The sequence below is a fragment of the Pedobacter roseus genome (genome assembly GCF_014395225.1).
Taxonomy (GTDB): Bacteria; Bacteroidota; Bacteroidia; order Sphingobacteriales; family Sphingobacteriaceae; genus Pedobacter; species Pedobacter roseus.
Genome location: NZ_CP060723.1, coordinates 25,107 through 50,494 on the forward strand (window position 1 = coordinate 25,107; position 25,388 = coordinate 50,494).

Here is a 25,388-nt window from a genome sequence, read left to right on the forward strand (position 1 = left end):
TTTCAATAATATGTCATTTAAGCTCGAGATAGCTTATCTAAAGAAATTTAGGTGCCTATATCGGTGGTGTCCACCTCTTCCCATTCCGAACAGAGAAGTTAAGCCCACCAGAGCCGATGGTACTGCGGTAACACGTGGGAGAGTAGGTCGGTGCCAAATCTTAAAAGAAACCCTTTAACAACATCGTTAAAGGGTTTTCTTCGTTTATAAGCTTTTTTCCATATTGAAGGAATATGGTATTTCCAATCATTTAAGTATGGGCAGAAGTTAAACCCACCAGAGCTGACAGTACTGTCCCGAAACTTCGGGATGGGAGAGTAGGTCGGTGCCAAATCTTAAAAGAAACCCTTTAACAACAATGTTAAAGGGTTTTTCTTCGTTTATAAGCATTTTTGCAGAATGTTTTATTTCCCCAATTTGATATTAACTGTTCCTGATTATTTTCACCATTAAGTAGTGAAGAAGCGTTAAGGTATAGGTTCTATTTCTTAATGGTAAAAAGATCTATGCATTATTTCCCACCATTAAGGAGTTAAGAAAAGTTAAGGGTTTGCTCCCGCAGATAAAGGTGATTTACGCAGATAAATTCCATCATCCATCTTTTACATCTTCAATGTTCTGTCTTGGCTAAAATAGCCCCGATCGCAGCGGTATCACTTTTGGGCAAAGATGAAATTGTTTAACAGATAGGTTTCCCAAAAGGATTTAGCGTACAGCAGGACCGAACCCAACCCATAAGCACTGAAACTGCGCTTCAGAAAAATATAAGACTTATTATCTGGCTCAGTTTACGTAATCTGTAAACCACGCATAAACTCATTTAAGCAGATTTGAATAATTTAGATCACTTTTAAAACTGATTTAGTGCTAAATATGTTAATATCATAAGGTTTGCCGCAATATTTGGTTATCTTTGTTGTTAACAATATATATACAAAAGTAATGAGTTTTTTTGCAGATAAAAGAAGGGAAGTAATGGTGCATATAGAAAAGTATATGCTGGAGATGATGGACACCTATCTTAAACCAATCGATACTAACTGGCAACCGTCTGATTTTCTTCCTGATTCTACTAGCGACACATTTTATCAAGATATCAGAATTTTAAGGGATAATGCAAAAGATCTTTCTTATGACCTGGTAGCTGTATTAGTAGGTGATACAATTACGGAAGAAGCTTTACCAACATACGAATCGTGGTTAGCCATGGTACAAGGCCCAAGCATGAAAGAAGATGGCGGCTGGATGAAGTGGAACAGGCACTGGACTGCAGAGGAAAACCGTCATGGTGATTTATTAAATAAATATTTGTACCTATCTGGTCGTGTAGATATGCGCCAAATGGAGATTTCTACGCAGTACCTTATTGCTGATGGTTTCGATATCGGAACTGGACATGATCCTTACCGTAACTTTATCTATACTTCTTTCCAGGAGATGGCGACCAATATTTCGCACAGAAGGGTAGCTTCTTTAGCGAAAAAAGATGGTGATACTTTGTTGTCTAGAATGTGTGGTGTAATTGCATCAGATGAAGCGAGACATGCAAAAGCATATAAAGATTTTATGAACCGTATTTTCGAGGTTGATCCTAATGAAGCGATGTTGGCTTTTGAAGATATGATGCGCCAGAAAATTGTAATGCCAGCTCATTTCTTACGTGAGGTAGGTTTAAAAATCGGTCAAACCTTTGGTCACTTTACCGATGCGGCACAGCGTTTAGGCGTTTACACAGCGATTGATTACGTAGAAATTATGCAACAGTTGATTGAAGACTGGAAAATTGAAGGCATGCGTGATTTAAATGAGGCTGGTGAAAAAGCCCGTGATTATATTATGGCTTTACCTTCGCGTTTATTACGTGTTGCGGAACGTATGAAAACCCCAACGATTGATTATAAGTTTAGCTGGATTGCTGGATAATAGCATACAGAATATATGAAAGCTCCCGATATAAAATCGGGGGCTTTTTTTATGCAATTTTAACTCATAATCAAGGTCGTTAAAGTTCCGGATAGGTTTTTCCTTAATGTCCTTAATCCTTTAATGGTGAAATGGGCCATATTGTTTCTACGCCATTACGGAGCGAAGAAAATTTAAGATTCGTACTTAGGATCTGAAATTGTTATTCCTTTTTATCACGCGGAATCTATTCCATTATTCATTTAACTAAAGCTTAATTTAGGATGATTTAAAGCTTAACATATCTTGCTTTTTGAATAATGAAAAAAATATTAATTTCTTTTCGAACAGTTTTAGTTAATTACTGTTATAATCCGTGTTAATAAATATGGATTGCTTTTAAATAAACCAGGATAGCATAGTTTTAATATATGTATGGGTTAAAAGATTTGGTGTATGATCATCTAAATCTAAAAGGGAATTAATATTTTGCAACATTAATAAATTTAGATATGGCTTCGGGTTTTTTTGCGATTTTAGATGATATAGGTGCGTTAATGGACGATGTTGCCGTAACGGCAAAGGTGGCAGCTAAGAAAACGGCTGGTATTTTGGGCGATGACCTGGCGGTAAATGCAGAAAAATCTACCGGCTTCCTTTCTTCACGAGAATTACCCGTATTATGGGCAATCACAAAAGGTTCTTTAGTGAATAAAATCATCATTGTTCCGATTGCATTGTTGCTTAATGTTTTTTTTCCGGTTGCAATTAAAGTAATCCTGGTATTGGGTGGCTTGTATCTCGCCTATGAAGGGGTAGAAAAAGTTGTAGAATATTTTTTTCATCGCCCTAAACCGTCGCATGTTGAAGCTAAAGAAGTTACCCAGGAAGGTGAAGCAGCAGAAAAGGCAAAAATCAGATCTGCTATCACAACCGATTTTATCCTGTCGATAGAGATCGTTATTATAGCATTAGGCAGTGTTTTGGATGAAAAGCTTACCATTCAGATTATGACTGTTTCGGTTATCGCATTACTGGCCACCATTGGCGTTTACGGTATCGTTGCACTTATTGTAAGGATGGATGACGCTGGCTACCGTTTAATGAAAGCCTCGGGCGAAAAAGGTATACTTTCAGCAATCGGAAAAATCCTGGTTAAATCACTACCTGTTATCATCAAAATTTTAAGTATTGTCGGGACAGTGGCTCTAATATTAGTATCGGGAGGAATCTTTGCGCACAATATTGCTTTTCTGCACCATATTTTCCCTTCTTTCCCATCAATCCTTCGTGAATTTGCTTTTGGATTAATAGCTGGATTAATTTTGGTAGTGTTGCTAGCTTTAGGCAAAAAACTTGTTAGCCTTATCAAGGCCTAATAGAGAAAGAATTGTTAAGCTATTCTTTAGGATCTTTTAATACTTTTTTCAGCAAAGCAGGTTTCGTGCTACTATATAAGTATGTTCCCGCTCATCCGCTGCAAAGCCTTGGTTCGTTCCTCACCTTCGGGTTTTCCGCTGCTATCGGGTTTAGGTGGGCAGGTCATCCGGAAGTTTTAAAGGCCTTTACCTCTAAACCGATCCTGTTTTCGAAGCCTGATCGGTTTGATAAACCCGTGCTAAACACCTATTCTTCCAAAAAGTTTTAAGCACATCGAAACTTTTTCCTGCTGTAAACCATCAACTTACGTTAAACCGTGCAATATTCCCTAAATATCCTTTGGCATTGTACAGAATTTTCCTACTTTTGCATCCCGCTTCGGAGGAAGGGTTTTAGTTGAAAAGATGGCTTAGTGATAAAGAGGGCAGGATTTATTTTAAAATAAATATTGCGGAAGAGAAAAAGATTGCTACCTTTGCAGCCCGGTTCGGAAGAACGGAAAGCTGGTTAACACCAGCATATTGAAATAGAGGAAAGAAGAAAAAGAAGGCTAAAAAAATAAAATTTATTTTATTTGGAAGTTCGGAAAAGATCCTTACCTTTGCACTCCCAACCGAAAGGAAGGGCAAAAAAATCGGAACGGCGGATGTCGGAAAGATAACAAAAACAAGATTGAAAATACCGGCGCGAAGCTAAAGACTAACAAGACTTTAACGGAGTGAAGGTTTAACAATATAAAGATCGGCCGTGAGGTTTACCAGATCAATAAGTTCTTAAAAGAGATGTCAATGTAGCGTAGCGGGGTAATGGAGTACTAATCAAAGTACATGATTATTTTGCTTTATTTTAAAGGTGGTGTCTAACAGACAACATAACAAAAAGAAGACTATTTTTAACAATAGTTAAAACTGGTCAGCATCTTACAACACATTTTACAATGGAGAGTTTGATCCTGGCTCAGGATGAACGCTAGCGGCAGGCCTAATACATGCAAGTCGAACGATAGATAGAAGCTTGCTTTTATCGAAAGTGGCGCACGGGTGCGTAACGCGTATGCAACCTACCTTAATCTGGGGGATAGCCCGGAGAAATCCGGATTAACACCGCATAAAAACACAGGATAGCATTATCCAATGTTCAAATATTTATAGGATTGAGATGGGCATGCGTGTCATTAGCTAGTTGGCGGGGTAACGGCCCACCAAGGCGACGATGACTAGGGGATCTGAGAGGATGGCCCCCCACACTGGTACTGAGACACGGACCAGACTCCTACGGGAGGCAGCAGTAAGGAATATTGGTCAATGGAGGCAACTCTGAACCAGCCATGCCGCGTGCAGGAAGACTGCCCTATGGGTTGTAAACTGCTTTTATCCGGGAATAAACCTACTTACGTGTAAGTAGCTGAATGTACCGGAAGAATAAGGATCGGCTAACTCCGTGCCAGCAGCCGCGGTAATACGGAGGATCCAAGCGTTATCCGGATTTATTGGGTTTAAAGGGTGCGTAGGCGGCCTGTTAAGTCAGGGGTGAAAGACGGTAGCTCAACTATCGCAGTGCCCTTGATACTGATGGGCTTGAATGGACTAGAGGTAGGCGGAATGAGACAAGTAGCGGTGAAATGCATAGATATGTCTCAGAACACCGATTGCGAAGGCAGCTTACTATGGTCTTATTGACGCTGAGGCACGAAAGCGTGGGGATCAAACAGGATTAGATACCCTGGTAGTCCACGCCCTAAACGATGAACACTCGCTGTTGGCGATACACAGTCAGCGGCTAAGCGAAAGCGTTAAGTGTTCCACCTGGGGAGTACGCCCGCAAGGGTGAAACTCAAAGGAATTGACGGGGGCCCGCACAAGCGGAGGAGCATGTGGTTTAATTCGATGATACGCGAGGAACCTTACCCGGGCTTGAAAGTTAGTGAATGATCTAGAGATAGATCAGTCCGCAAGGACACGAAACTAGGTGCTGCATGGCTGTCGTCAGCTCGTGCCGTGAGGTGTTGGGTTAAGTCCCGCAACGAGCGCAACCCCTATGTTTAGTTGCCAGCACGTCATGGTGGGGACTCTAAACAGACTGCCTGTGCAAACAGAGAGGAAGGAGGGGACGACGTCAAGTCATCATGGCCCTTACGTCCGGGGCTACACACGTGCTACAATGGATGGTACAGAGGGCAGCTACATAGCAATATGATGCGAATCTCACAAAGCCATTCACAGTTCGGATTGGGGTCTGCAACTCGACCCCATGAAGTTGGATTCGCTAGTAATCGCGTATCAGCAATGACGCGGTGAATACGTTCCCGGGCCTTGTACACACCGCCCGTCAAGCCATGGAAGCTGGGGGTACCTAAAGTATGTAACCGCAAGGAGCGTCCTAGGGTAAAACCGGTAACTGGGGCTAAGTCGTAACAAGGTAGCCGTACCGGAAGGTGCGGCTGGAATACCTCCTTTCTGGAGTAGCATCGCCTACCCGCAACGCAACATGATATTTCAATAAGGTATAAGGTAGAGGGTAATAAGGCTGAAGGTCTTGGTACTTGATACTGAATACTTTTAAAAAAAACAAAAGAAACACCCAGAAGAAAACGGTGGGCATACTATAAAGGTATAGCGCAACGGAGACAAGAAGGGTAAGCCAAAAAGGGAAGCAGTAGCGGTAAGATACTATATACTGCGACTAAATAAAGCCTACCTTAAACAAGAAGTCCCGTAGCTCAGCCTGGTTAGAGCACTACACTGATAATGTAGGGGTCTCCAGTTCAAATCTGGACGGGACTACATTTAAATCCTTTTGGGGGATTAGCTCAGCTGGCTAGAGCGCCTGCCTTGCACGCAGGAGGTCAACGGTTCGACTCCGTTATTCTCCACAGAATACATACCTTATTATCGGGATAGATAATATACATTGACATAAAGATTAAGAAAGAAGAAAACGCCACGGGGCACATACAAATAAAAGTATGAAACGGTTCGAGACCGCAGTTTTTTACTAACGAAGCTGGAACGAAGCTTAGGTTGGGGACAATGAAACCCTCCGCCTTTATACCTTCGGCCTTCAGGTTCAGTAAAGTTCTTTGACATATTGGAAGAAGTTAAAAAAGAAGAGCAAACAACAATAGGCGACTGTTGTGTTTGTGCTCACTTAAAGGGATCGCAAGAGACCAATAAGTATGAGACATCATAACAAGAGCAAAAAAAGCATACCATACGGCGCAAAAGGCGTATGAGTAGAAGAAAGTAATAAAGAGTACACGGGGATGCCTTGGCTCTCAGAGGCGATGAAGGACGTGATAAGCTGCGATAAGCTTCGGGTATTTGCAAATAGGAATTAATCCGAAGATTTCCGAATGGGGCAACCCGGCATGTTGAAGACATGTCACATATAATGAGCAAACCTGCCGAACTGAAACATCTAAGTAAGCAGAGGAAGAGAAAATAACAATGATTTCCTAAGTAGTGGCGAGCGAAAGGGAAAGAGCCCAAACCATTAATGTTACGGCATTAGTGGGGTTGTAGGACTACGATGTGTCATTAGCAAACAGAAGTGGAATGGGATGGGAAGCCCAGCGATACACGGTGATAGCCCGGTACACGTATAGAATGCTAGGCTAGTAGTATCCTGAGTACCGCGAGGTCGGAGACGCCTTGTGGGAATCTGCCGGCACCATCCGGTAAGGCTAAATACTCCTGAGAGACCGATAGTGAACCAGTACCGTGAGGGAAAGGTGAAAAGAACCCCGAACAGGGGAGTGAAATAGAACCTGAAACCGTGTACTTACAAGCGGTCGGAGCATCCAAGTGGTGTGACGGCGTGCCTTTTGCATAATGAGCCTACGAGTTACTCCTCTCTGGCAAGGTTAAGTGCTTCAGGCACGGATCCGAAGCGAAAGCGAGTCTGAATAGGGCGTATAGTCAGAGGGGGTAGACGCGAAACCTTGTGATCTACCCATGGACAGGTTGAAGGTGCGGTAACACGTACTGGAGGACCGAACCGATAAACGTTGAAAAGTTTCCGGATGATCTGTGGGTAGGGGTGAAAGGCTAATCAAACTGGGAAATAGCTCGTACTCCCCGAAATGTTTTTAGGAACAGCGTGGATATTAAGTTTCATAGAGGTAGAGCTACTGATTGGGTGCGGGGGAGTCAAATCCTACCAAATCCAGACAAACTCCGAATGCTATGAAATATGATCTGCAGTGAGGCGCGGGGTGCTAAGGTCACGCGCCGAGAGGGAAAGAACCCAGACCATCAGCTAAGGTCCCCAAGTTACAGTTAAGTTGAACTAACGAGGTCCGATTGCACAGACAGCTAGGATGTTGGCTTGGAAGCAGCCATTCATTTAAAGAGTGCGTAACAGCTCACTAGTCGAGCGATCGGGCATGGATAATAAACGGGCATTAAACTGTACACCGAAGCTATGGGATTGAAATATATCGGTAGGGGAGCATTCTAGCGACAGCGAAGGTACCTGGTAATGGGTGCTGGAGTTTCTAGAAAAGCAAATGTAGGCATAAGTAACGATAAGGTGGGCGAGAAACCCACCCACCGAAAGGATAAGGTTTCCTGATCAACGCTAATCGGATCAGGGTTAGTCGGGACCTAAGGAGAACCCGAAGGGGAAATTCGATGGACAACTGGTTAATATTCCAGTACTTTTTATAACTGCGATGTGGGGACGGAGTAGTGACACTGCCGCGATCTGACGGAATAGATCGTTAAAGACAGTAGGTATTAGATTGGTAGGCAAATCCGCCAGTCTAGCTGAAAGTCGATAGTACCGCAAGCCTTCGGGTGAGTGGATAGCGCAGGTAATCAGACTTCCAAGAAAAACCGCTAAGCTTCAGGTTATAAAAACCCGTACCGCAAACCGACACAGGTATCCGGGAAGAGGATTCTAAGGTGCTCGAGTGAATCATGGCTAAGGAACTCGGCAAAATGGCCCTGTAACTTCGGGAGAAGGGGCGCTGGCAGCAATGTCAGCCGCAGTGAAAAGGCCCAGGCGACTGTTTAACAAAAACACATGGCTTTGCAAAATCGAAAGATGAGGTATAAGGCCTGACACCTGCCCGGTGCTGGAAGGTTAAGAGGGGATGTCATCCGCAAGGAGAAGCATTGAATCGAAGCCCCAGTAAACGGCGGCCGTAACTATAACGGTCCTAAGGTAGCGAAATTCCTTGTCGGGTAAGTTCCGACCTGCACGAATGGTGTAACGATCTGGGCGCTGTCTCAGCCATGAGCTCGGTGAAATTGTGGTCCCGGTGAAGACGCCGGGTACCCGCAACGGGACGGAAAGACCCCATGCACCTTCACTACAATTTAACATTGACATTGGATACAGGATGTGTAGGATAGGTGGGAGGCTTTGAAGCGGCGTCGCTAGGCGTCGTGGAGCCAACGTTGAAATACCACCCTTTCTGTATTCGGTGTCTAATCCCGATCATTCGGGAGACATTGTTTGATGGGTAGTTTGACTGGGGTGGTCGCCTCCAAAAAGGTAACGGAGGCTTTCAAAGGTAAGCTCAGTACGCTTGGTAACCGTACGCGGAGTGCAATAGCATAAGCTTGCTTGACTGTGAGACATACAGGTCGATCAGGGTCGAAAGACGGATATAGTGATCCGGTGGTTCTGCATGGAAGGGCCATCGCTCAAAGGATAAAAGGTACGCTGGGGATAACAGGCTGATCTCCCCCAAGAGCTCATATCGACGGGGAGGTTTGGCACCTCGATGTCGGCTCGTCACATCCTGGGGCTGGAGAAGGTCCCAAGGGTTCGGCTGTTCGCCGATTAAAGTGGCACGCGAGCTGGGTTCAGAACGTCGCGAGACAGTTCGGTCCCTATCTGTTGTGGGCGTAGGAATTTTGAGTGGGGCTGACCTTAGTACGAGAGGACCGGGTTGGACCAGCCTCTAGTGAATCTGTTGTTCCGCCAGGGGCATTGCAGAGTAGCTACGCTGGGAATAGATAAGCGCTGAAAGCATCTAAGTGCGAAACTAGCCACGAGATGAGAATTCCATATAGGACCGTAGCAGACTACTACGTTGATAGGCTACAGATGTAAAGCTGGCGACAGCACAGTCGAGTAGTACTAATCATCCGAAGCTTTCAAAGCAAACAGACTGTTGTTTGTTCTTCAAACTAACTTCTTTCAATAATATGTCATTTAAGCTCGAGATAGCTTATCTAAAGAAATTTAGGTGCCTATATCGGTGGTGTCCACCTCTTCCCATTCCGAACAGAGAAGTTAAGCCCACCAGAGCCGATGGTACTGCGGTAACACGTGGGAGAGTAGGTCGGTGCCAAATCTTAAAAGAAACCCTTTAACAACATCGTTAAAGGGTTTTCTTCGTTTATAAGCTTTTTTCATGTTTCTTACCATTAAGGAGTTAAGAAAAGTTAAGGGTTTGCTCCCGCAGATAAAGGTGATTTACACAGATCAATTCCATCATCCATTTTACATTTTACATCTTTTACATCTTCTATGTGCTGTTCCGGCTAAAATAGCCCTGATGGAAGCGGTATCCCTTTTGGGCAAAGATGAAATTGTTTAACAGATAGGTTTCCCAAAAGGATTTAGCGTACAGCAGGACCGAACCTAACCCATGCGCACAGAAACCTGCGCTCCAAAAATGAAGAAATTATATTTTTAGGATCCTTTGAATTGTCTAAGAGTACAGTATGAGGTAAGCTTTGATATTTGTAATGCCACTGCGCTCCAGAATTGATTGCTCACCTCTTGTTAAAAAATGTAAAATCTTACATCCTCAAGGTAATAAAACCGTATTATTGTAGCATTACGTACATAATACTATGATGAACGCTAACCTTAAGAAATTAACTTTTCTTGTTTTTATTTTCTGCATAAACCTTAGTGCTTTTGCTCAGAATAAAAATGTACAGCTCCCTGCCAATTGGTTTAATTTAGATTTACTGGAGAATGGCTATTTTGGTATCAGTACCGAAAAGGCTTATCGTGAGCTGTTAAAAGATAAAAAGCCCAAACAGAATATCATTGTAGCCGTAATTGATGGTGGAGTAGATACCAATCACCCGGATCTGCAGCAGGTTTTATGGACAAATAAAAAGGAAATCCCCGGAAATGGAAAAGATGATGATGGCAATGGCTACATCGATGATATACATGGCTGGAATTTTATCGGCTCTAAAAAGGGAAACCTCGAGTTTGATAACCTGGAACTGGTTAGGCTGTTAAGGATTTACAGGCCAAAATATCAATCAACAACCAATTTAACACCTTTAGATAGTACGCAGAAGGAAGAATATAAGTTATATAAGAAAATGGTTGGCGATTTCGGTAAAAAATACGAGGATGCCAGCAATACTTTTTCTGTGCTCATTGCCATTAACAAAGTTTTAGATTCTGTAGCCAAAATCAATAGGAAGGAGATGCCAACCCTTGAGGATATCGACCGATACAAAGCTGATGATGAAACTGAGGAACAAGTAAAAACCATTATCAGAAAAGGTTCTAAAGAAGATGGCGGTTTTGATAAGTTTTACAAAAATATAAAGGAAGGGTATAAGCAATATGATGCCATGCTAAAATATAACCTGAATCCTAAATATGATATGCGTGCCGAGTTAGTAGGTGATGATTATAGCAATTCTTACCAGAAAGTTTATGGAAACAACGATGTAAAAGGACCTGATGCTTTCCACGGTACACATGTATCTGGCATTATTGGTGCCGACCGTACAAATAATGTTGGCATATTAGGGGTAGCCAATAATGTAAGTATTATGGCCATTCGTGTTGTACCCACTGGTGATGAGCGTGACAAAGATGTAGCCAACGGTATCCGTTACGCGGTTGATAATGGTGCGAAAGTTATCAATATGAGTTTCGGTAAGAGCTATAAATGGGATAAAAAGGCTGTAGATTCTGCAGTTAAATATGCTGAAAGCAAAGGTGTTTTACTGGTTCATGCCGCAGGGAACGATAACCAGAACAATGATATAGAAGAAAATTTTCCCAATAAGTTTTTCGATAGCAAAGAAGCTGAAGCTTATAAGGAAGCCAACAAAAAGCCTGCTAAGCCCGATTTTACCCCACCCCGCCCAATGGGCCAGAATAATGGAATGGGTATGCGGCCTCCTTTTGAACGATCAGCGCTGGTTAAACCGATCGTTATAGATTCTGCTAAGTTCAATCTTCCACACGCCAGTAATTGGATCGAAGTGGGCGCTAGTGCCTATAAAGACGATGATAACCTGAAAGCAGATTTCTCTAATTATGGCAAATATAGTGTTGATGTTTTTGCGCCTGGGTTTTTGATCAAATCTACAGTGCCAGATATTAAGTATGAAGAAGCTGATGGAACAAGCATGGCTTCGCCGGTTGTTGCTGGTTTAGCCGGACTGATTTTAAGCTATTATCCGGAATTAAAACCTGCTCAGGTGAGGGAAATTATTATGAAGTCGGTTTCGAAAGTAGCACACAAAATAAAATACAAAAACGAAAAAGGTGAAAATGTTAGGGTACTTTTTAGCGAAATATGTGTGAGTGGCGGGATTGTAAACACCTATAATGCACTTAAATTAGCAGAGACGTATAAATAAAGGAGATTTTTAGTTTTTTGGAAGCCCGGAGCTAAAAAGTTCCGTAAATGTCCTGAATGTCAAACGAAAAAATAGGTAAATTGAAAATTTACGCGCTTAGGGTTTTAATAAACTCCTGAAAGGTCCCAAACGGATAGTTTTTCTCCTTCATCCACGAAATAAGTGCTTCCATGCGTTCGACCATTTTTTTGCCCGTATTTTTCCTCACGTAACCAGGGAAACCAAAGCGCTCAAAATCGTTCAGATCGGTAAACTCCCAGGGGTGGAAATAAATATTCAGGTATTTATCCTTTTTATAAGTCCAGCTGGCCAGTGTTTTGTAAATGCTGAGTGGTAAGTTATGAAATGACAACCAAAATAAAGGGAAACGTATTAACGGACTTACTGATGCCGGAATCTGCAATACATTATCTTTAACAAAATGTGTTCTCGAGATGTTAAAATTATTGTAACGACCTGGTAAATAGGTTGGGTTTATAGAGGTATTATAAGTATATCCTGCCTTTTCTATTTCTTTTTCATCAACAGGCATCATCCTCGCCATACGGTAACCTGTAATTTCTTTACCAGAAAGTTCTTCGAGTTTGAGTTTTGATTGAAGTAAATGTTCGGGTTTAAAATCTGAATGATAATACCCGTGCGAAGCCAGTTCATGCCCTGTTTCAGTAATCCGCTTAATGAGATCGGGAATGTTTTCGGCAAAAGTTACCGTACAAAAAAACGTTGCTTTTACGTTGTATTTATCTAAAATATCCAAAATGGCAATGGTACCTGCTCTGGAAATGGAAATCTGATCTTCAAAAGAAATATCTTTTCCATACTCAAATGGCATATCAAATTCTTCAATATCAAAACTTAACAACACCATTTATTTTTGCTGAATATTAGTTGAACGGATAATGTAATTAGGGCGGTTTTTAGACTGCATGAACATTTTGCCTACATAAATGCCTATAATGCCCAAAATAATAAGCTGTAGCCCTCCAAAAAAGACAATGGTCATAATTACCGATGCCCAGCCAGAAACCTCTACATGATTTACAAAAGCATAAATAATGTAGGGTATGTAAAGTACAGAGGCAAAAGAAAGAATGAAACCCAGGTATACCGCAGTATATAGTGGTTTAATACTAAAAGAGGTAACACCGTGTAAGGCTAACCTGAACATTTTTTTAAGGGTGTATTTACTTTGTCCCGAAAAACGTGCAGCCGGATTGTACCTGATGGCGAACTGTTTAAACCCGAGCCATTTTACCAAACCGCGTAGAAAAGGTTCGTTTTCGTGGAAATTCCTGAAAACACTTACCACTTTTTGATCTAATAACCTGAAATCGGCTGCTCCCGGCTCTAAATCGATATCAGATAACCAGTTTAAGGTTTTGTAAAACAGGTTTGATGAGCTTCTTTTGCCTTTTGACAGATTTTTATCTTCTTCCCTTATGGTATAAACCACTTCAAATCCATCCTGCCATTTCTGCAGCATTTCAGGGATCAGCTCAGGCGGATGCTGCATATCACAGTCCATAGAAATTACACAATCGCCAAAAGCATGATCCATACCAGCTTTTACCGCCAGTTGATGCCCGAAATTTTTAGAAAATTCGAGAAAGAAGATATTATCAGCCGTTGCTGCATAATCCTTTATTTTTTCGAGGGTGTGATCAGCACTGCCATCATCAACCAGGATAATTTCATAACGGTAATCAATCACCGAAAAAACATTTTTAATACTTTCGGCAATTACGAAAATATTATCGGCTTCATTGTAGGCAGGGATTACTATAGAAACTAACTTATTCATTAATCGGCAATCAGATAAGACTTAAAATCTTCTTTCATCATTTGATATATTATGGTAAGCCAAATGATTACGCAAGGTAGGGCTTTAAACGAATATAGACGAATAAATTCTTTAACAGCCTTGGGGAAAATATCGGTTGGCGATAGGCTGGTGAGTATAAATGCAAAGATAAACAATGCGATTATCCAACCGTTCTTGGGGTTTTGTTGTACCATAAACCAGATGGCCACACCTGCAAATGCAATAATATAAGTTGGCGATTCTGATCCACTGCTGAAAATTACCGTAAAAATCAATGTTGATGCCAGTAACATTAACCTAAAACCTAAATGTTTGTATTGGTTAATGCGGGTATAAGGCAATCCGAATAAGATTAATCCACCCAGCAAAAACGGCATATTCGGAATATTGATATTTCCTGTTGCCCTTCTAACCATTCCCATTAAAGAAATATCCTGAAAAGAAGTTAATGAGGCATTCAGGTCATTTTTATGTGCCAAAGAGTGGTACCAATCGCTGTAAGACTGAATTACAAATGCTGGCGACGAAATCGCCATAGGCAAGGCAAATAACAAAGCAAAGGCAATAAAACAGCCTAAAATAAATTTAAGTTTATTTTTTGTAAAGAAGAAAAAAGCAAGTCCTACTATGCCATAAAGTTTTACCAAGGTACCAAATGCAATAAAAAATGCCGATTGCACCTCCTTTTTTTTGACCAGGTAAGAGAAACTGAGCAAAATAATACCGGTTAAGGCAATATTGAACTGGAAACTAAATAAAGCGGTTAACGCTTCGTGTGCGCAGATCCAGGCAATAATAGTACGTTTTTTAAGCGATATAGGTAAACTATAAATACCCCAGAGCAGTATGCATACATTTGCAATATTCCATAAAATACAGCCTAAACCATCGGGTAAAAGGGCAAAAGGTGCAATAAAAACCGAAAATACCGGTCCGTAATGGTTGCTATCCCGATATTCAGCATAATTATTATATAAATTTTGCAGATCTGTAGTATGCCAGTATACATATTTAAAGATCAGGTAATTGTTGTACGAATGATGGTGATATTGTTTGAAACCGGCAATAATAGCCAATAGGAGATAAATGACGATAACACATTGCTTTTTTAAAAGAAATGAGAATACTTTGTTCAAACCAGCGTTCTTAGAATTGTTCATTATGATTAGTGCCGCTAATATAACTATTTTAACAGCTTGCTTAATGATCTATTCTTTTTGGACCTTGTTTTTTTGAAGTGGTGAGAGAAGTTTTAGCAAGGTACGCTTAAAATTTTTCGCCGGTTTTTAGATCAGAAAGGCTGAAATTTTTGAAAGAGCCTATCCCTGCAAAAACAATCTTAAAGCCCATTAGCTTTCCAATAGGTTTATGGTATTTGGTTTTAAAGATTTCCCTGCCATCTATAAACAGGATTACCTGTTGGTTTTCTATTTTTAATTTAATCCGGCCGCCATTGGTGAGGTCATGTCCAAACTCTCTTAAATCATCCTTTTCACCTTTTTTGTTGACTTCCGAAAATTTGTATGAACCCCAAACCGTACACTCAGGCTTAATGATGCTGAGGAAATGTTTATCGTTTTCTCCATAAAAAACCAGATCTACCTGAGAGCAACGTACACCGGGTCTTTCAGCAGAAGTAGTAATATCCGCATCGAACTCAAAATTATCAGCGCTGATCTGTGTTGGCCGTACATTGGCAAACGACACAAAAAATGTTTTACTGGTATCAACGCCGGCATCCAGCACATCTCTGCTGGTTACATGATAATCATGCGCTGTAGAAATCTTTTTTAATATTGGATATACCCTCGTCGAATCATTTTGCATGGTTGCAATGATATCCCAGCCTTTGCTCTGCAGGTACACATAAGCCGTATCTATGATGGTATTTTTATGGTACAATATCGGGAAATACCTTCCCGGCGTTTCGTAATAATGATTCGCCGTACTGTCGCTAAAATTCGATTGCTTTAACCTGCTATCTGCAAAATCTATCGTAAAATTGCTCAGTTCATCAGACAGTTTTCCATTAATATCCAGCTTAAAAATAGCGGAATGTGGACTCTTTCCCTCGGGATTTAAACAGCGGAGTTGCACGTTGCGAACTTCATTATTTCCAAAAAAGTAGTAAATACTGGCAGGTACAGCTACAATAAAAAAAGCAAGCATGAAGTATAAGGCATAATTACGCCTGGGTTTTGCAGGTATTGGCGGAGGAGCCTGGCTTATATCGCTCTCCTTTTCGGTTACCGCATGCAAGAGTTCAAATTCATACCAATCCCTAAAACCTATAAATTGAGCAAGGGCATCTCTCGTTGCTTTTTGGGGGTAATAACGTGTAGGTTTTTTAAGCTTTCCGAAAATGCGCTTTAGTGTATTTTCGCTTAAATGAACCTTTGTTTTACGGTGCAGTAAACCGCTGAGTTTGATGTAATCGCTATTCTTCCATTCCGAAATGCTTTTTTCGCCGACCTGGTGTGCTACTTTTTTACAACAAATATCCAGCTGTTTAAAAAAAACAGAATTTTCGGGCTGTACAAACTCATTATTCATTTAGTTTAAGTGGTTGATTATTAGTTTGTTGGCTTGTCAATAATATTGGTAAACATTTGTATAAATGGTTATCGTTTTGGGACGTGGATCATTGCCTAAGTTTATCATAGCAAATGAAAAAAAAAAGTTCTTTCGCTGCAAAACAAACTATTTTTTATAAAACTAACCAAATTTTAATGAAAAAAAAACTACTCTTAATGGTGTTCTTTTTGTGCAGTTGTTATGCACTAAAAGCACAAACCAAATCGGTTACCGGGAAGGTGATTGACGCAGGTACCAAAGAAAGTCTTATCGGTGTTACCATTACTATTCCCGGCACTAAAATAGGTACCACAACAGATGTAAATGGACTATTCAATTTAAATGTTCCAACTGGTTCTGACAAACTTTTGGTTACCTATATCGGCTATCAGGAACAAATGGTTTCGATAACCGGAACAAGCCTGACCATCAGTCTGGCTGCCAATACAAAAAACCTTAACGATGTGGTGGTGGTTGGGTATGGAACCCAGAAAAAGAAAGATTTAACGGGGGCAATTTCTACGATCAGTGCCGAAGACATTACCGGGAGGCAGACTGCTCAGATTTCGGAGTCGTTACAGGGCGCCATTCCGGGAGTGTCGGTTACGCGGAGTAGTGCGGCACCGGGTGCCGGGGCAACAGTACAGATCAGGGGCGTAACCACCTTAAACTCGAATGCACCTTTGGTAGTGGTTGATGGAATACCCGTAAGTAGTATGGATCTGGTGAACCCTAATGATGTAGAATCGTTTAGTGTGTTAAAAGATGCTTCTTCTGCGTCCATTTACGGATCAAGAGGTGCAGCAGGTGTAATTTTGATTACCACCAAGCGTGGCAAGAATGGAGCTTCAAACCTCGATTACAATTTTGAGTACGCCCTGCAAAAACCTACAGCCTTACCAACTTATGTAAACTCGCCTACCTACATGCGGTATTTTAATGAGCAGGCCACTAATGACGGTGCAGCAACCGGACCTTATGCGAATGATTACATTGTAAACTTTGATGCACGCAGGGCCGCAACGCCAGATCTGTTCCCTTTTGGAAATACCGATTGGCAAAGCCTTATTTTAACCAGAGATTATGCCCCAAGGCAGGAGCATAACCTGAGTTTTACGTCCGGTACCGAAAAGTTAAAAACCAAAGCTTCTTTTGGCTACCAGGATATTGGCGCTTTTTACAATAACTACAATTACGAACGTTACCAGTTTAGGGTAAACAACGATATTAAGCTAAGTGATAAATTCAATGCTAATGTCGATTTATCATTCAGGCGTTTAAATAATCTTTCGCCGGTAAACAATCCATTTAGTGGACAGAGCCCGATTTACGAAGCCAGGGTAATGCCGCCCATTTATGCTGCTACTTATACCAATGGGGCCTATGCTATTGCAAAGGACGGACGAAACCCATTGGCGCAGTTAAACGAAGGTGGAACCACAACAGGGGCTTCAAATCAGTTACAAGGCCGGTTGGCTTTAAATTTTAAACCCATTAGGGATTTAACCTTAACAGCCCAGGTGGCACCTACATTCGATTTTGACAAGAGTAAGGCCTTTTCGAAAAAAATTGCATACACCAATGCTGATGGTACACCAAGCGCTGCTACCAATACTGCGTTAACCACTTTAAGGGAATCACGGAACGAAACTTACCAGTTAAACAGTCAGTTTTTAGCCAATTATACTAAAAGCTTTAACAATAAGCACAATTTTAGTGCTTTGGCAGGTTTTGAGAGCATTTACTTTAACTATGAAACATTGGGTGCGGGTAGGGATGGCTTTGCATTAACCGATTATCCTTATTTAAGTGTGGGCTCGCAGCTTTTGAGAGATAATTCAAGTGATGCGGGGCAGGAGAGCCTTCAATCGTTTTTCGGCAGGTTAACCTACGATTTTATGGGTAAATATTATATTCAGGCCAATTTAAGGTATGATCAATCCTCACGTTTTGCTCCTGGATTCCGTGGCGCGTCTTATCCTTCTTTTTCGGCCGGATGGAGCATTTCGGAAGAAAACTTTATGAAAAATGTAAAGTGGGTAAGCTTTCTAAAATTAAGGGCTTCGTATGGCGGTGTGGGTAATCAGCGCATTACTAACCCGTATCAAAATAATGCGCAAAATTATTATCCTTCTCAGGCATCGATCGATCTTTCCAATACCGCACTGTTTTATCAGAACGGCGTATTGGTACCCTTAACAACTGCTGCCCAAACCATTTATGCCATCAGGGATATCAGATGGGAAACCACCAAATCATCTGATATCGGTATCGATGCTGCTTTTTTAAACAACCGTTTAAGTGTTACTGCCGATTATTATAAAAAGAGCACCAAAGATATATTGCTTTCTTTGGATATCCCCTATAACCTAGGTTACGACAGGCCGACTCAAAATGCCGGAATTTTAGATGTATATGGATGGGAACTTGGTTTAAACTGGAAAGATAAGATTGGCGATTTTACTTATAGCGCAGGCTTTAACATTGCCGATGCCAAAAGCAAGATCAAAAATATGAACGGTACCCGCCAGGAAATTAACAGTCAGCAGGTAAATATGGAAGGCAGCCAGTTTAACGAATGGTATGGTTATTTATCAACGGGGATTTACCAAAATGTAGCTACTGCAAACGGGGCTGCAAGAACCAGTTCTGCCATTACCGTTGGCGATATCGGCTATGTTGACCTTGATAATAATGGGATCATAAATGCCAATGACCGTGTTTTGCTTGGTGGCTCTTTGCCACGGTACCAATATGGTGGTAATATTAATGTAGGTTATAAAGGATTCGATTTTAGTATGGCTTTTCAAGGTGTAGGTAAAAGATTAAGCAGGTTGAATAATGATGTAGTAAGGCCTTTTCAGGAGCAGTTCGGTAATTTTCCAACCCTGCTTGATGGCAATTTCTGGAGTAAAAGCAATAGTGCAGAACAAAATCTTGCAGCACAGTATCCAAGGTTATCCAACACGAGCAGTACAAACAATTATGCCAGTTCCGATTTCTGGCTGATAGATGGATCATATTTCAGGTTAAAGAATGCCACGCTGGGTTATACTTTTAATAAACAGGCATTATTAAAAAAAATCGGCCTGCAGTCTATCAGGATTTATGTTGCCGCAAATGATTTCCTCACCAGCAGTAAATTCCCAAAATATGCCGATCCCGAATCTGGAAATGCCAGTTATCCGATTGTTACCACCTTCTTGGGCGGAGTTGCAGTTAAATTTTAACGGTTCAAAATATTATAAAATGAAAAAGTTATTCATCATCATATCTATCATGGCTTTCTGCGGATTTTCTTGTAAAAAGCTCGATTTAAACCCATTATCAAGTCCAGGTTCTGATAGTTTTTATTCAAACCAGAACGAACTGGAGCTCGCTGTAAACGATTTATACCGTTTGGATTTTTGGACGCCGGTAAAGGAAAGTACAGGTGCCTGGGAGGAATTCTTTTCGGACAATTGTTTTTACCGTGGGGGCTCCGGCGGTAATCCGGTAATTGCCGGAAGTTTATCCTCAACAGATGGTAATGTGCAAACCTTTTATCAAAACTGTTATAAGGCAATTGCCCGCGCCAATACCTTTTTAGAAAGTAAAGACCGGGCCGCTTCCAATACACCGATAGCCGTTCTGATGAGGCTTGAAGCGGAAATGCGTTTAATCAGGGCTTATCAATATACCAAATTGATTACCCATTTTGGAGATGTGCCGCTGATTTTAAAAACGCAGACCATCGAAGAGGCAAGCAATGTTAGCAAAACTACCAAGGCTGATATTTATAGTTTTTTAAAAACTGAATATGATTTCGCCGCTCAAAATCTGCCACAAAGTTATGGCGCAGCAGTAAAAAGGTTAAGCAAAGGTGCTGCCCTGGCTTTAAAAGCGAGAACAGCCTTGTACATGGGCGATTGGGAAACGGCAAGAGCAGCTTCCTTAGCGGTAATGGAATTAACCGGCGCCGGGGCTTATAGTTTAAATAATTCATATTCCGCATTGTTCCAGCGCGCCGGGGAGCAGAGTGCCGAAATTATTTTAAGCATTCCGCGCGATCAGACCCAAAAAGTATCGAGTGTACCTGACGATATTTTAACCCGTAATGCAGGTGGCTTTGCGGCTACCATGCCAACCCGTGAGCTGGTTGATGCTTACGAATGTACTGATGGTAAACCCATCGACGAATCTCCCTTGTACAATCCATTAAAACCATTTGATAACCGCGATCCACGTTTGGCTGCCACAGTGGTACCTTTTAATACTTACTGGCTGGGGTATAATTTTAATCCACATCCAGATTCAACACAGGTTTGGAGCAATAAGTTGGGGCGGAAAGTAACCAATAATGATACCCGCGCAGTTGCACCTTTTGCCACATTTACGGGTTTTATTTGGCGCAAAGGCGTAGAGCAGAGCTGGTCGGATACCCACAATGAGGATAATGATGCCATTATTATCCGTTTTGCAGAAGTTTTGATCACCTATGCCGAAGCTAAAGTAGAATTAGGACAGGCAGACGCAACTGTTTTAGATGCCCTAAACAAGGTAAGGGCAAGGGCTTATGGTGTTCCGGTAACCCAAACGGGATCCTATCCCGCAGTTACCACGTTTGATTTAACCGAACTTAAAAAAATAGTAAGGAGGGAAAGAAGAATAGAATTCACATTTGAAGGCTTACGTTATATGGACCTCATCAGGTGGAAGCTTGCCGAAAAAGCGCTTACTAAGCCCGTAATAGGCTTACCAGATCCTGCTAATCAGAACAGGGCCAAATGGCCTTTCCCTGGAGTAACACCAATTGATGATGATGGGATTGCCGATTATTCAGGCTTTGGAGGTGATGTAAAAATTTTATTTACCCGAAGTTTTGATAAAAACAAACAGTATTTGTGGCCAATACCTGCCGTCGAAGTAAGATTAAATCCAAAATTGACACAAAACCCGAATTATTAGATGCAGCAGTTGGAAGAATACTTCCGGCTGTTTAAAATATACACATGAAAACAAACCTTATATTAAAATTTGGTGCCTTAATGAGCGCTGCCATTTTTACCGCTCAATTAACCTTTGCCCAAACAAAACCCCTGCAGGTAAGCGGTGTTTATCCGCATTTAGCCACATTTAACGAAAGCTGGGACAAACAAAACTGGTTAAAACAAGGTGTTGCAAAAAGTTATGGTGATGGTGGCGAAAACGGTATTGGTGCCATTACACCCTGGGCAGGCAAGCTTTGGATGGTTACTTATTCGCCGCACATGCCTAAAGGGAGCTCTGATAAGTTATATAGTATTGATAACAACCTTAATGTTACCATACATCCTGAAAGCATTGGGGGCACACCTGCAAACCGGATGATCCATAAAGAATCCAATCAGTTAATTACCAGCAACTATTTTATAGATAATAAAGCTAATATCAGGGTGATCCCCTTTTCGGTAATGCCTGGTAGGATGACCTCAACTACGCGCCACCTTACCGATCCGGCAAACATGGTCTATTTTTACGACATGGAGGGGATGCTTTACGAAGTTAATGTGCACACGCTTGCCGTAAAAAAACTATTTAATAAACCTGTGCCTGGTTGGCATGGTAAAGGTGCTTATACTGCACAAAAACAGCTGGTAGTAGCTAATAATGGAGAAGAAGCTGTTTTTAAACTTACAAAAGACATGCTCGAAGCAGGTGATTTACCCAAAAATGAAGAAGAAAAGGGTGTTTTGGCCAGCTGGGATGGGAAAACCTGGAAAATTATTGAACGCCGCCAGTTTACCGATGTAACCGGACCAGGTGGTATTTATGGTTCGCCAAATGATAAAAGCCCGCTTTGGAGTATCGGCTGGGATAAACGTTCGGTGATATTGAAACTGTTGGATGGTGGCAAATGGTATACCTACCGTTTACCCAAAGCGGCCCATACTTATGATCATCGTGGGGGTTGGTATACCGAATGGCCACGTATCCGTGAGGTTGGCAACGGTAAAATGTTAATGGATATGCATGGAATGATGTACGATTTTCCAAAAACTTTTTCAAGGAATAATAGCAGTGGTATTACTCCGGTAAATAGCCATTTACGCTATATCCCCGATTTTTGCAGCTGGAATAACCAGATTGTAATCTCAACCGATGAAACCACCGTTTTAGAAAATCCTATGGCCGGTAGGGCACAATCAAACCTATGGTTCGGGCAATGGAACGATTTAAAGACCTGGGGCGGTGCGACAGGGTGGGGTGGTGTTTGGGATAACGATGAAGTCAAAGCCAATGTCCCTTCTGATGCATTTTTAGTCAATGGTTTTGAAAAAAAGGTTTTGCATTTTGATCAGAAATCGGCAGAGCCGGTTCGGTTTACCATTCAGATAGATAAAACCGGGAATAATAAATGGGAAAATTATAAAACAATAACTGTTGCGGCCAATACTTATCAGTATTTTGTGTTTCCGGCTGATTTTAAGGGAACCTGGGTAAGGATCACAACAGATAAGAACTGTACAGCTTCCGCATTTTTTCATTTTACCGGAAAAATGCATGACAGTCAGGATTCAATGTTTAATACACTGGCCGGGATTGATGAGAAAATGAAAGTGAACGACAACTTGATCCGTCCTTCCGGATACAATAAAAATCTTCAGGTATTAAATATTTCCAGCGGTAAAAAACAATACCAGGAAGTTGATGAAAAACTATCCTTTTTAAGTAATACGCCTGATAGCACAGCACAAATGGAAAAACTTTTAACATTAACTAAAAACTATACCGTTGATGATGCTTCTGTTATTATAAAAGATAAAACCGGTACTTTCCGTTTACCAAAAGGATCATCCCAATACGAACTTTTTCCATACCGCGATAAAAGAGAGGTAGAATCGGAACGTTTTATGATGAACATTAAGGGTACTTTTTACGAAGTTGGCCGCGAATCTGGATTTAGTGCGATCCGTCCTGTTACCACCCACAATAAAAAAATAGTGGATTTTTGTACCTGGCGTGGATTATTGGTGATGAGCGGTACTAAACAGGATGCAAAACCAGATGGACATTATTTCGGTAACCAGACCAATGGGTTGTGGTATGGCGGTATTGATGACCTGTGGAAAATGGGTAAACCTGTTGGCGAAGGTGCTGTATGGAAAAATACAGCAGTAAAGTCGAATAATCCTTCCTTACCTTACTTAATGACGGGTTACGATCAGAAAAAGGTGAGCCTAATGGCTGATAAAGATGTAGATATCACCCTGGAGGTTGACTTTGATCTGTGTGGTTTTCATCCCTACAAAACATTTTCTATCAAAGCAGGAGAAACTATAAATTATACATTCCCCGATGGTTTTAGTGCCCACTGGGTGAGGGCTATTGCAAATAAAGATTGCCAGTCAACAGTAACCTTTACCTATTACTAAAAAGGGCATAAAGCTTAATGGTTTATAATCTTGATTATGAGTTTTTTACCCGTTCAAAGTTTTGGATAGGCTTTGGATAAGTGGTAATGATTATTTTTCTGCGTTATCAACTATTATTGTAGTGCAATAAGGTATTAGGGATATCTGATAGCGAAGTCTAGGGACAACAAACGCGATCAATGCAGGGGCTTTATGCCCTTGCATTTGATTTTAACTTTTTTCCATTTAGCCTCGATTTAATCGGAAATTAATAAGGTTGCCCATATTATGAATCGTAAATATTTGGTTAGTATTTATAATGTTAGTTGATTAATATCAAGCCATGGTGTATCACACTGTGGCTTTTTTTGTTCATTCTGACCATATAAGGCATTGAAGAAACATATAAGTTTAAGGTGTATATAAATGCACTATTAAATTACTATAAGTTATTCGGGTTGTTCCAAACTACCAATATTTTCTTAAATGTACTCAGGTGTCTTAGGTATTGAAAATGGTTTGTTCGTCGATTCTTATTAATTTTCATTAACCACCTTAGACGCCTGAATTTTCCAAATCATAACAAAAAGTCCTTAGCTGTTCAGGTGGCTAGCCATAAGAAAGAGTTGGTTTCAATGTTAATACACTCACTCTGCTGCTTAATTTACCTATCAAATTAAACAATCATTATAAAATTGTTAAGTATATCGATTTAGTAAAACCTTTTACTAACTTTAAGACACTGAACCAAATAAATCATCAATCTTCCTTAAAAAAACTATGAAGAAACTACAACTGCCACTTTTCGTGGCCCTGGTGCTTACCTTTAGCGCCTGTAAAAAAGAACAACAAGAGACTGAAAAATTTTCCGGACCAAAACTTAAAGAAAATGTAAATCCAAATGCGGCTTTATCAAGTTTTTCGCTTAATAACTGGATGAGCGTACTTGCCGATCAAAACAGCATTGCTACAATTTCTATCCCGGGTACTCACGATTCAGGCGCTACAATCGAACCTGTTTCAGGTACGGCTAAATGTCAGAACCTGAGTATCGCCGATCAGTTAAATGCAGGTGTACGTTACCTGGATATCCGCTGCAGGCACATAGACAATGCTTTTGCCATCCATCATGGAGCTATTTATCAAAACCTTAATTTTAATGACGTACTGAATGCCTGTATCAATTTTTTGAACAGTCACCCATCTGAAGCTATTATTATGAGCGTTAAAGAAGAACATACACCATCAAACAATACCCGTTCGTTTGAGCAAACATTCGACTCTTATGTACAGCAAAATCCAGGTAAATGGGATTTGGGAAATAACGTTCCAACCCTGGGTAGTATCCGCGGAAAAATAAGACTGTTGAGAAGGTTCGGAGCATCTTCGCCAAAAGGGATTGATGCGACTGCATGGGCTGATAATACCACCTTCGATATCAATAATGCTGCTGCCAATTTAAGGGTTCAGGATTTTTACAACGTTAATGATGTAAATACAAAATGGACAAGAATAGAAACCTTATTAAACGAAGCAAAAAATGATACTTCGAATAAACTTTACCTTAATTACGCAAGCGGATATAAAGCAGGTATATTCAGTATTCCGAGCATCACTACGGTTTCAAATTCTGTCAATCCAAAAATCACTACTTTTTTTACCAATAACACACATGGTAAATTCGGTATTATCCCGTTGGATTTTGTTGATTCAGGCCGGAGCCAATTAATTGTAAATACAAATTTCTAAACCTAA

11 protein-coding genes, 2 tRNA genes and 4 rRNA genes are annotated in these 25,388 nt (G+C 40.9%); 13 read left to right on the plus strand and 4 right to left on the minus strand.

The annotated features are described in order from the left end of the window. Positions 1–47: 47 nt before the first annotated feature. From rrf (H9L23_RS00125) to H9L23_RS00165, 9 genes are all read left to right on the plus strand, one after another. Positions 48–159: ribosomal RNA gene (rrf, locus tag H9L23_RS00125) — 5S ribosomal RNA — on the plus strand. A gap of 783 nt (positions 160–942) precedes the next feature. Beyond that, a complete protein-coding gene (locus H9L23_RS00130; RefSeq protein ID WP_187593079.1) occupies positions 943–1,923 on the plus strand; it encodes an acyl-ACP desaturase in 981 nt (326 codons plus the stop codon). Positions 1,924–2,414: 491 nt separating this feature from the next. Beyond that, complete coding sequence (locus tag H9L23_RS00135; RefSeq protein ID WP_187593080.1) at positions 2,415–3,281, plus strand: DUF808 domain-containing protein; 867 nt, start codon at positions 2,415–2,417, stop codon at positions 3,279–3,281. Between the two features lie 935 nt (positions 3,282–4,216). Beyond that, positions 4,217–5,738, plus strand: a 16S ribosomal RNA gene (locus H9L23_RS00140). 252 nt (positions 5,739–5,990) lie between these two features. Continuing rightward, positions 5,991–6,065 (plus strand) — tRNA-Ile (locus H9L23_RS00145). Between the two features lie 15 nt (positions 6,066–6,080). After that, positions 6,081–6,154, plus strand: a tRNA-Ala gene (locus tag H9L23_RS00150). A gap of 364 nt (positions 6,155–6,518) precedes the next feature. Further along, a 23S ribosomal RNA gene (locus H9L23_RS00155) occupies positions 6,519–9,395 on the plus strand. An 82-nt stretch (positions 9,396–9,477) separates the two neighbouring features. Beyond that, positions 9,478–9,589 (plus strand): 5S ribosomal RNA (rrf, locus tag H9L23_RS00160). The 16S, 23S and 5S rRNA genes sit together here with 2 tRNA genes alongside, the layout of an rRNA operon. Before the next feature lie 508 nt (positions 9,590–10,097). Continuing rightward, positions 10,098–11,864, plus strand: a complete 1,767-nt coding sequence (locus tag H9L23_RS00165; RefSeq protein ID WP_187595367.1) for a S8 family peptidase — start codon at positions 10,098–10,100, stop codon at positions 11,862–11,864. Positions 11,865–11,952: 88 nt separating this feature from the next. On the opposite strand, the gene H9L23_RS00170 is transcribed toward H9L23_RS00165, so the two are convergent. The 4 genes from H9L23_RS00170 to H9L23_RS00185 form a co-directional block, all read right to left on the minus strand. Then, entirely contained in the window at positions 11,953–12,732 is a 780-nt protein-coding gene (locus tag H9L23_RS00170) for a polysaccharide deacetylase family protein (protein WP_187593081.1), read from the minus strand. Continuing rightward, a complete protein-coding gene (locus tag H9L23_RS00175) occupies positions 12,733–13,665 on the minus strand; it encodes a glycosyltransferase family 2 protein (RefSeq protein WP_187593082.1) in 933 nt (310 codons plus the stop codon). Beyond that, positions 13,665–14,846, minus strand: a complete 1,182-nt coding sequence (locus H9L23_RS00180; protein ID WP_187593083.1) for a glycosyltransferase family 87 protein — start codon at positions 14,844–14,846, stop codon at positions 13,665–13,667. Before H9L23_RS00180 ends, H9L23_RS00175 begins: the two co-directional genes overlap by 1 nt. 106 nt (positions 14,847–14,952) lie before the next feature. Continuing rightward, positions 14,953–16,239: a hypothetical protein gene (locus tag H9L23_RS00185; protein WP_187593084.1), complete on the minus strand. Its 1,287-nt coding sequence runs from the start codon at positions 16,237–16,239 to the stop codon at positions 14,953–14,955. Between the two features lie 176 nt (positions 16,240–16,415). Here H9L23_RS00185 and H9L23_RS00190 point away from each other — a divergent pair, with 176 nt between their 5' ends. The 4 genes from H9L23_RS00190 to H9L23_RS00205 all read left to right on the plus strand — a co-directional run bounded on the left by H9L23_RS00190 (position 16,416) and on the right by H9L23_RS00205 (position 25,382). Next, positions 16,416–19,490, plus strand: coding sequence for a SusC/RagA family TonB-linked outer membrane protein (locus tag H9L23_RS00190; RefSeq protein WP_187593085.1), 3,075 nt, complete (start codon positions 16,416–16,418; stop codon positions 19,488–19,490). 19 nt (positions 19,491–19,509) lie between these two features. After that, positions 19,510–21,207, plus strand: coding sequence for a RagB/SusD family nutrient uptake outer membrane protein (locus H9L23_RS00195; protein WP_187593086.1), 1,698 nt, complete (start codon positions 19,510–19,512; stop codon positions 21,205–21,207). Positions 21,208–21,251: 44 nt separating this feature from the next. Continuing rightward, entirely contained in the window at positions 21,252–23,654 is a 2,403-nt protein-coding gene (locus tag H9L23_RS00200) for a hypothetical protein (protein ID WP_187593087.1), read from the plus strand. A 759-nt stretch (positions 23,655–24,413) separates the two neighbouring features. Beyond that, positions 24,414–25,382, plus strand: a complete 969-nt coding sequence (locus H9L23_RS00205; RefSeq protein ID WP_187593088.1) for a phosphatidylinositol-specific phospholipase C — start codon at positions 24,414–24,416, stop codon at positions 25,380–25,382. Positions 25,383–25,388 lie beyond the last annotated feature (6 nt).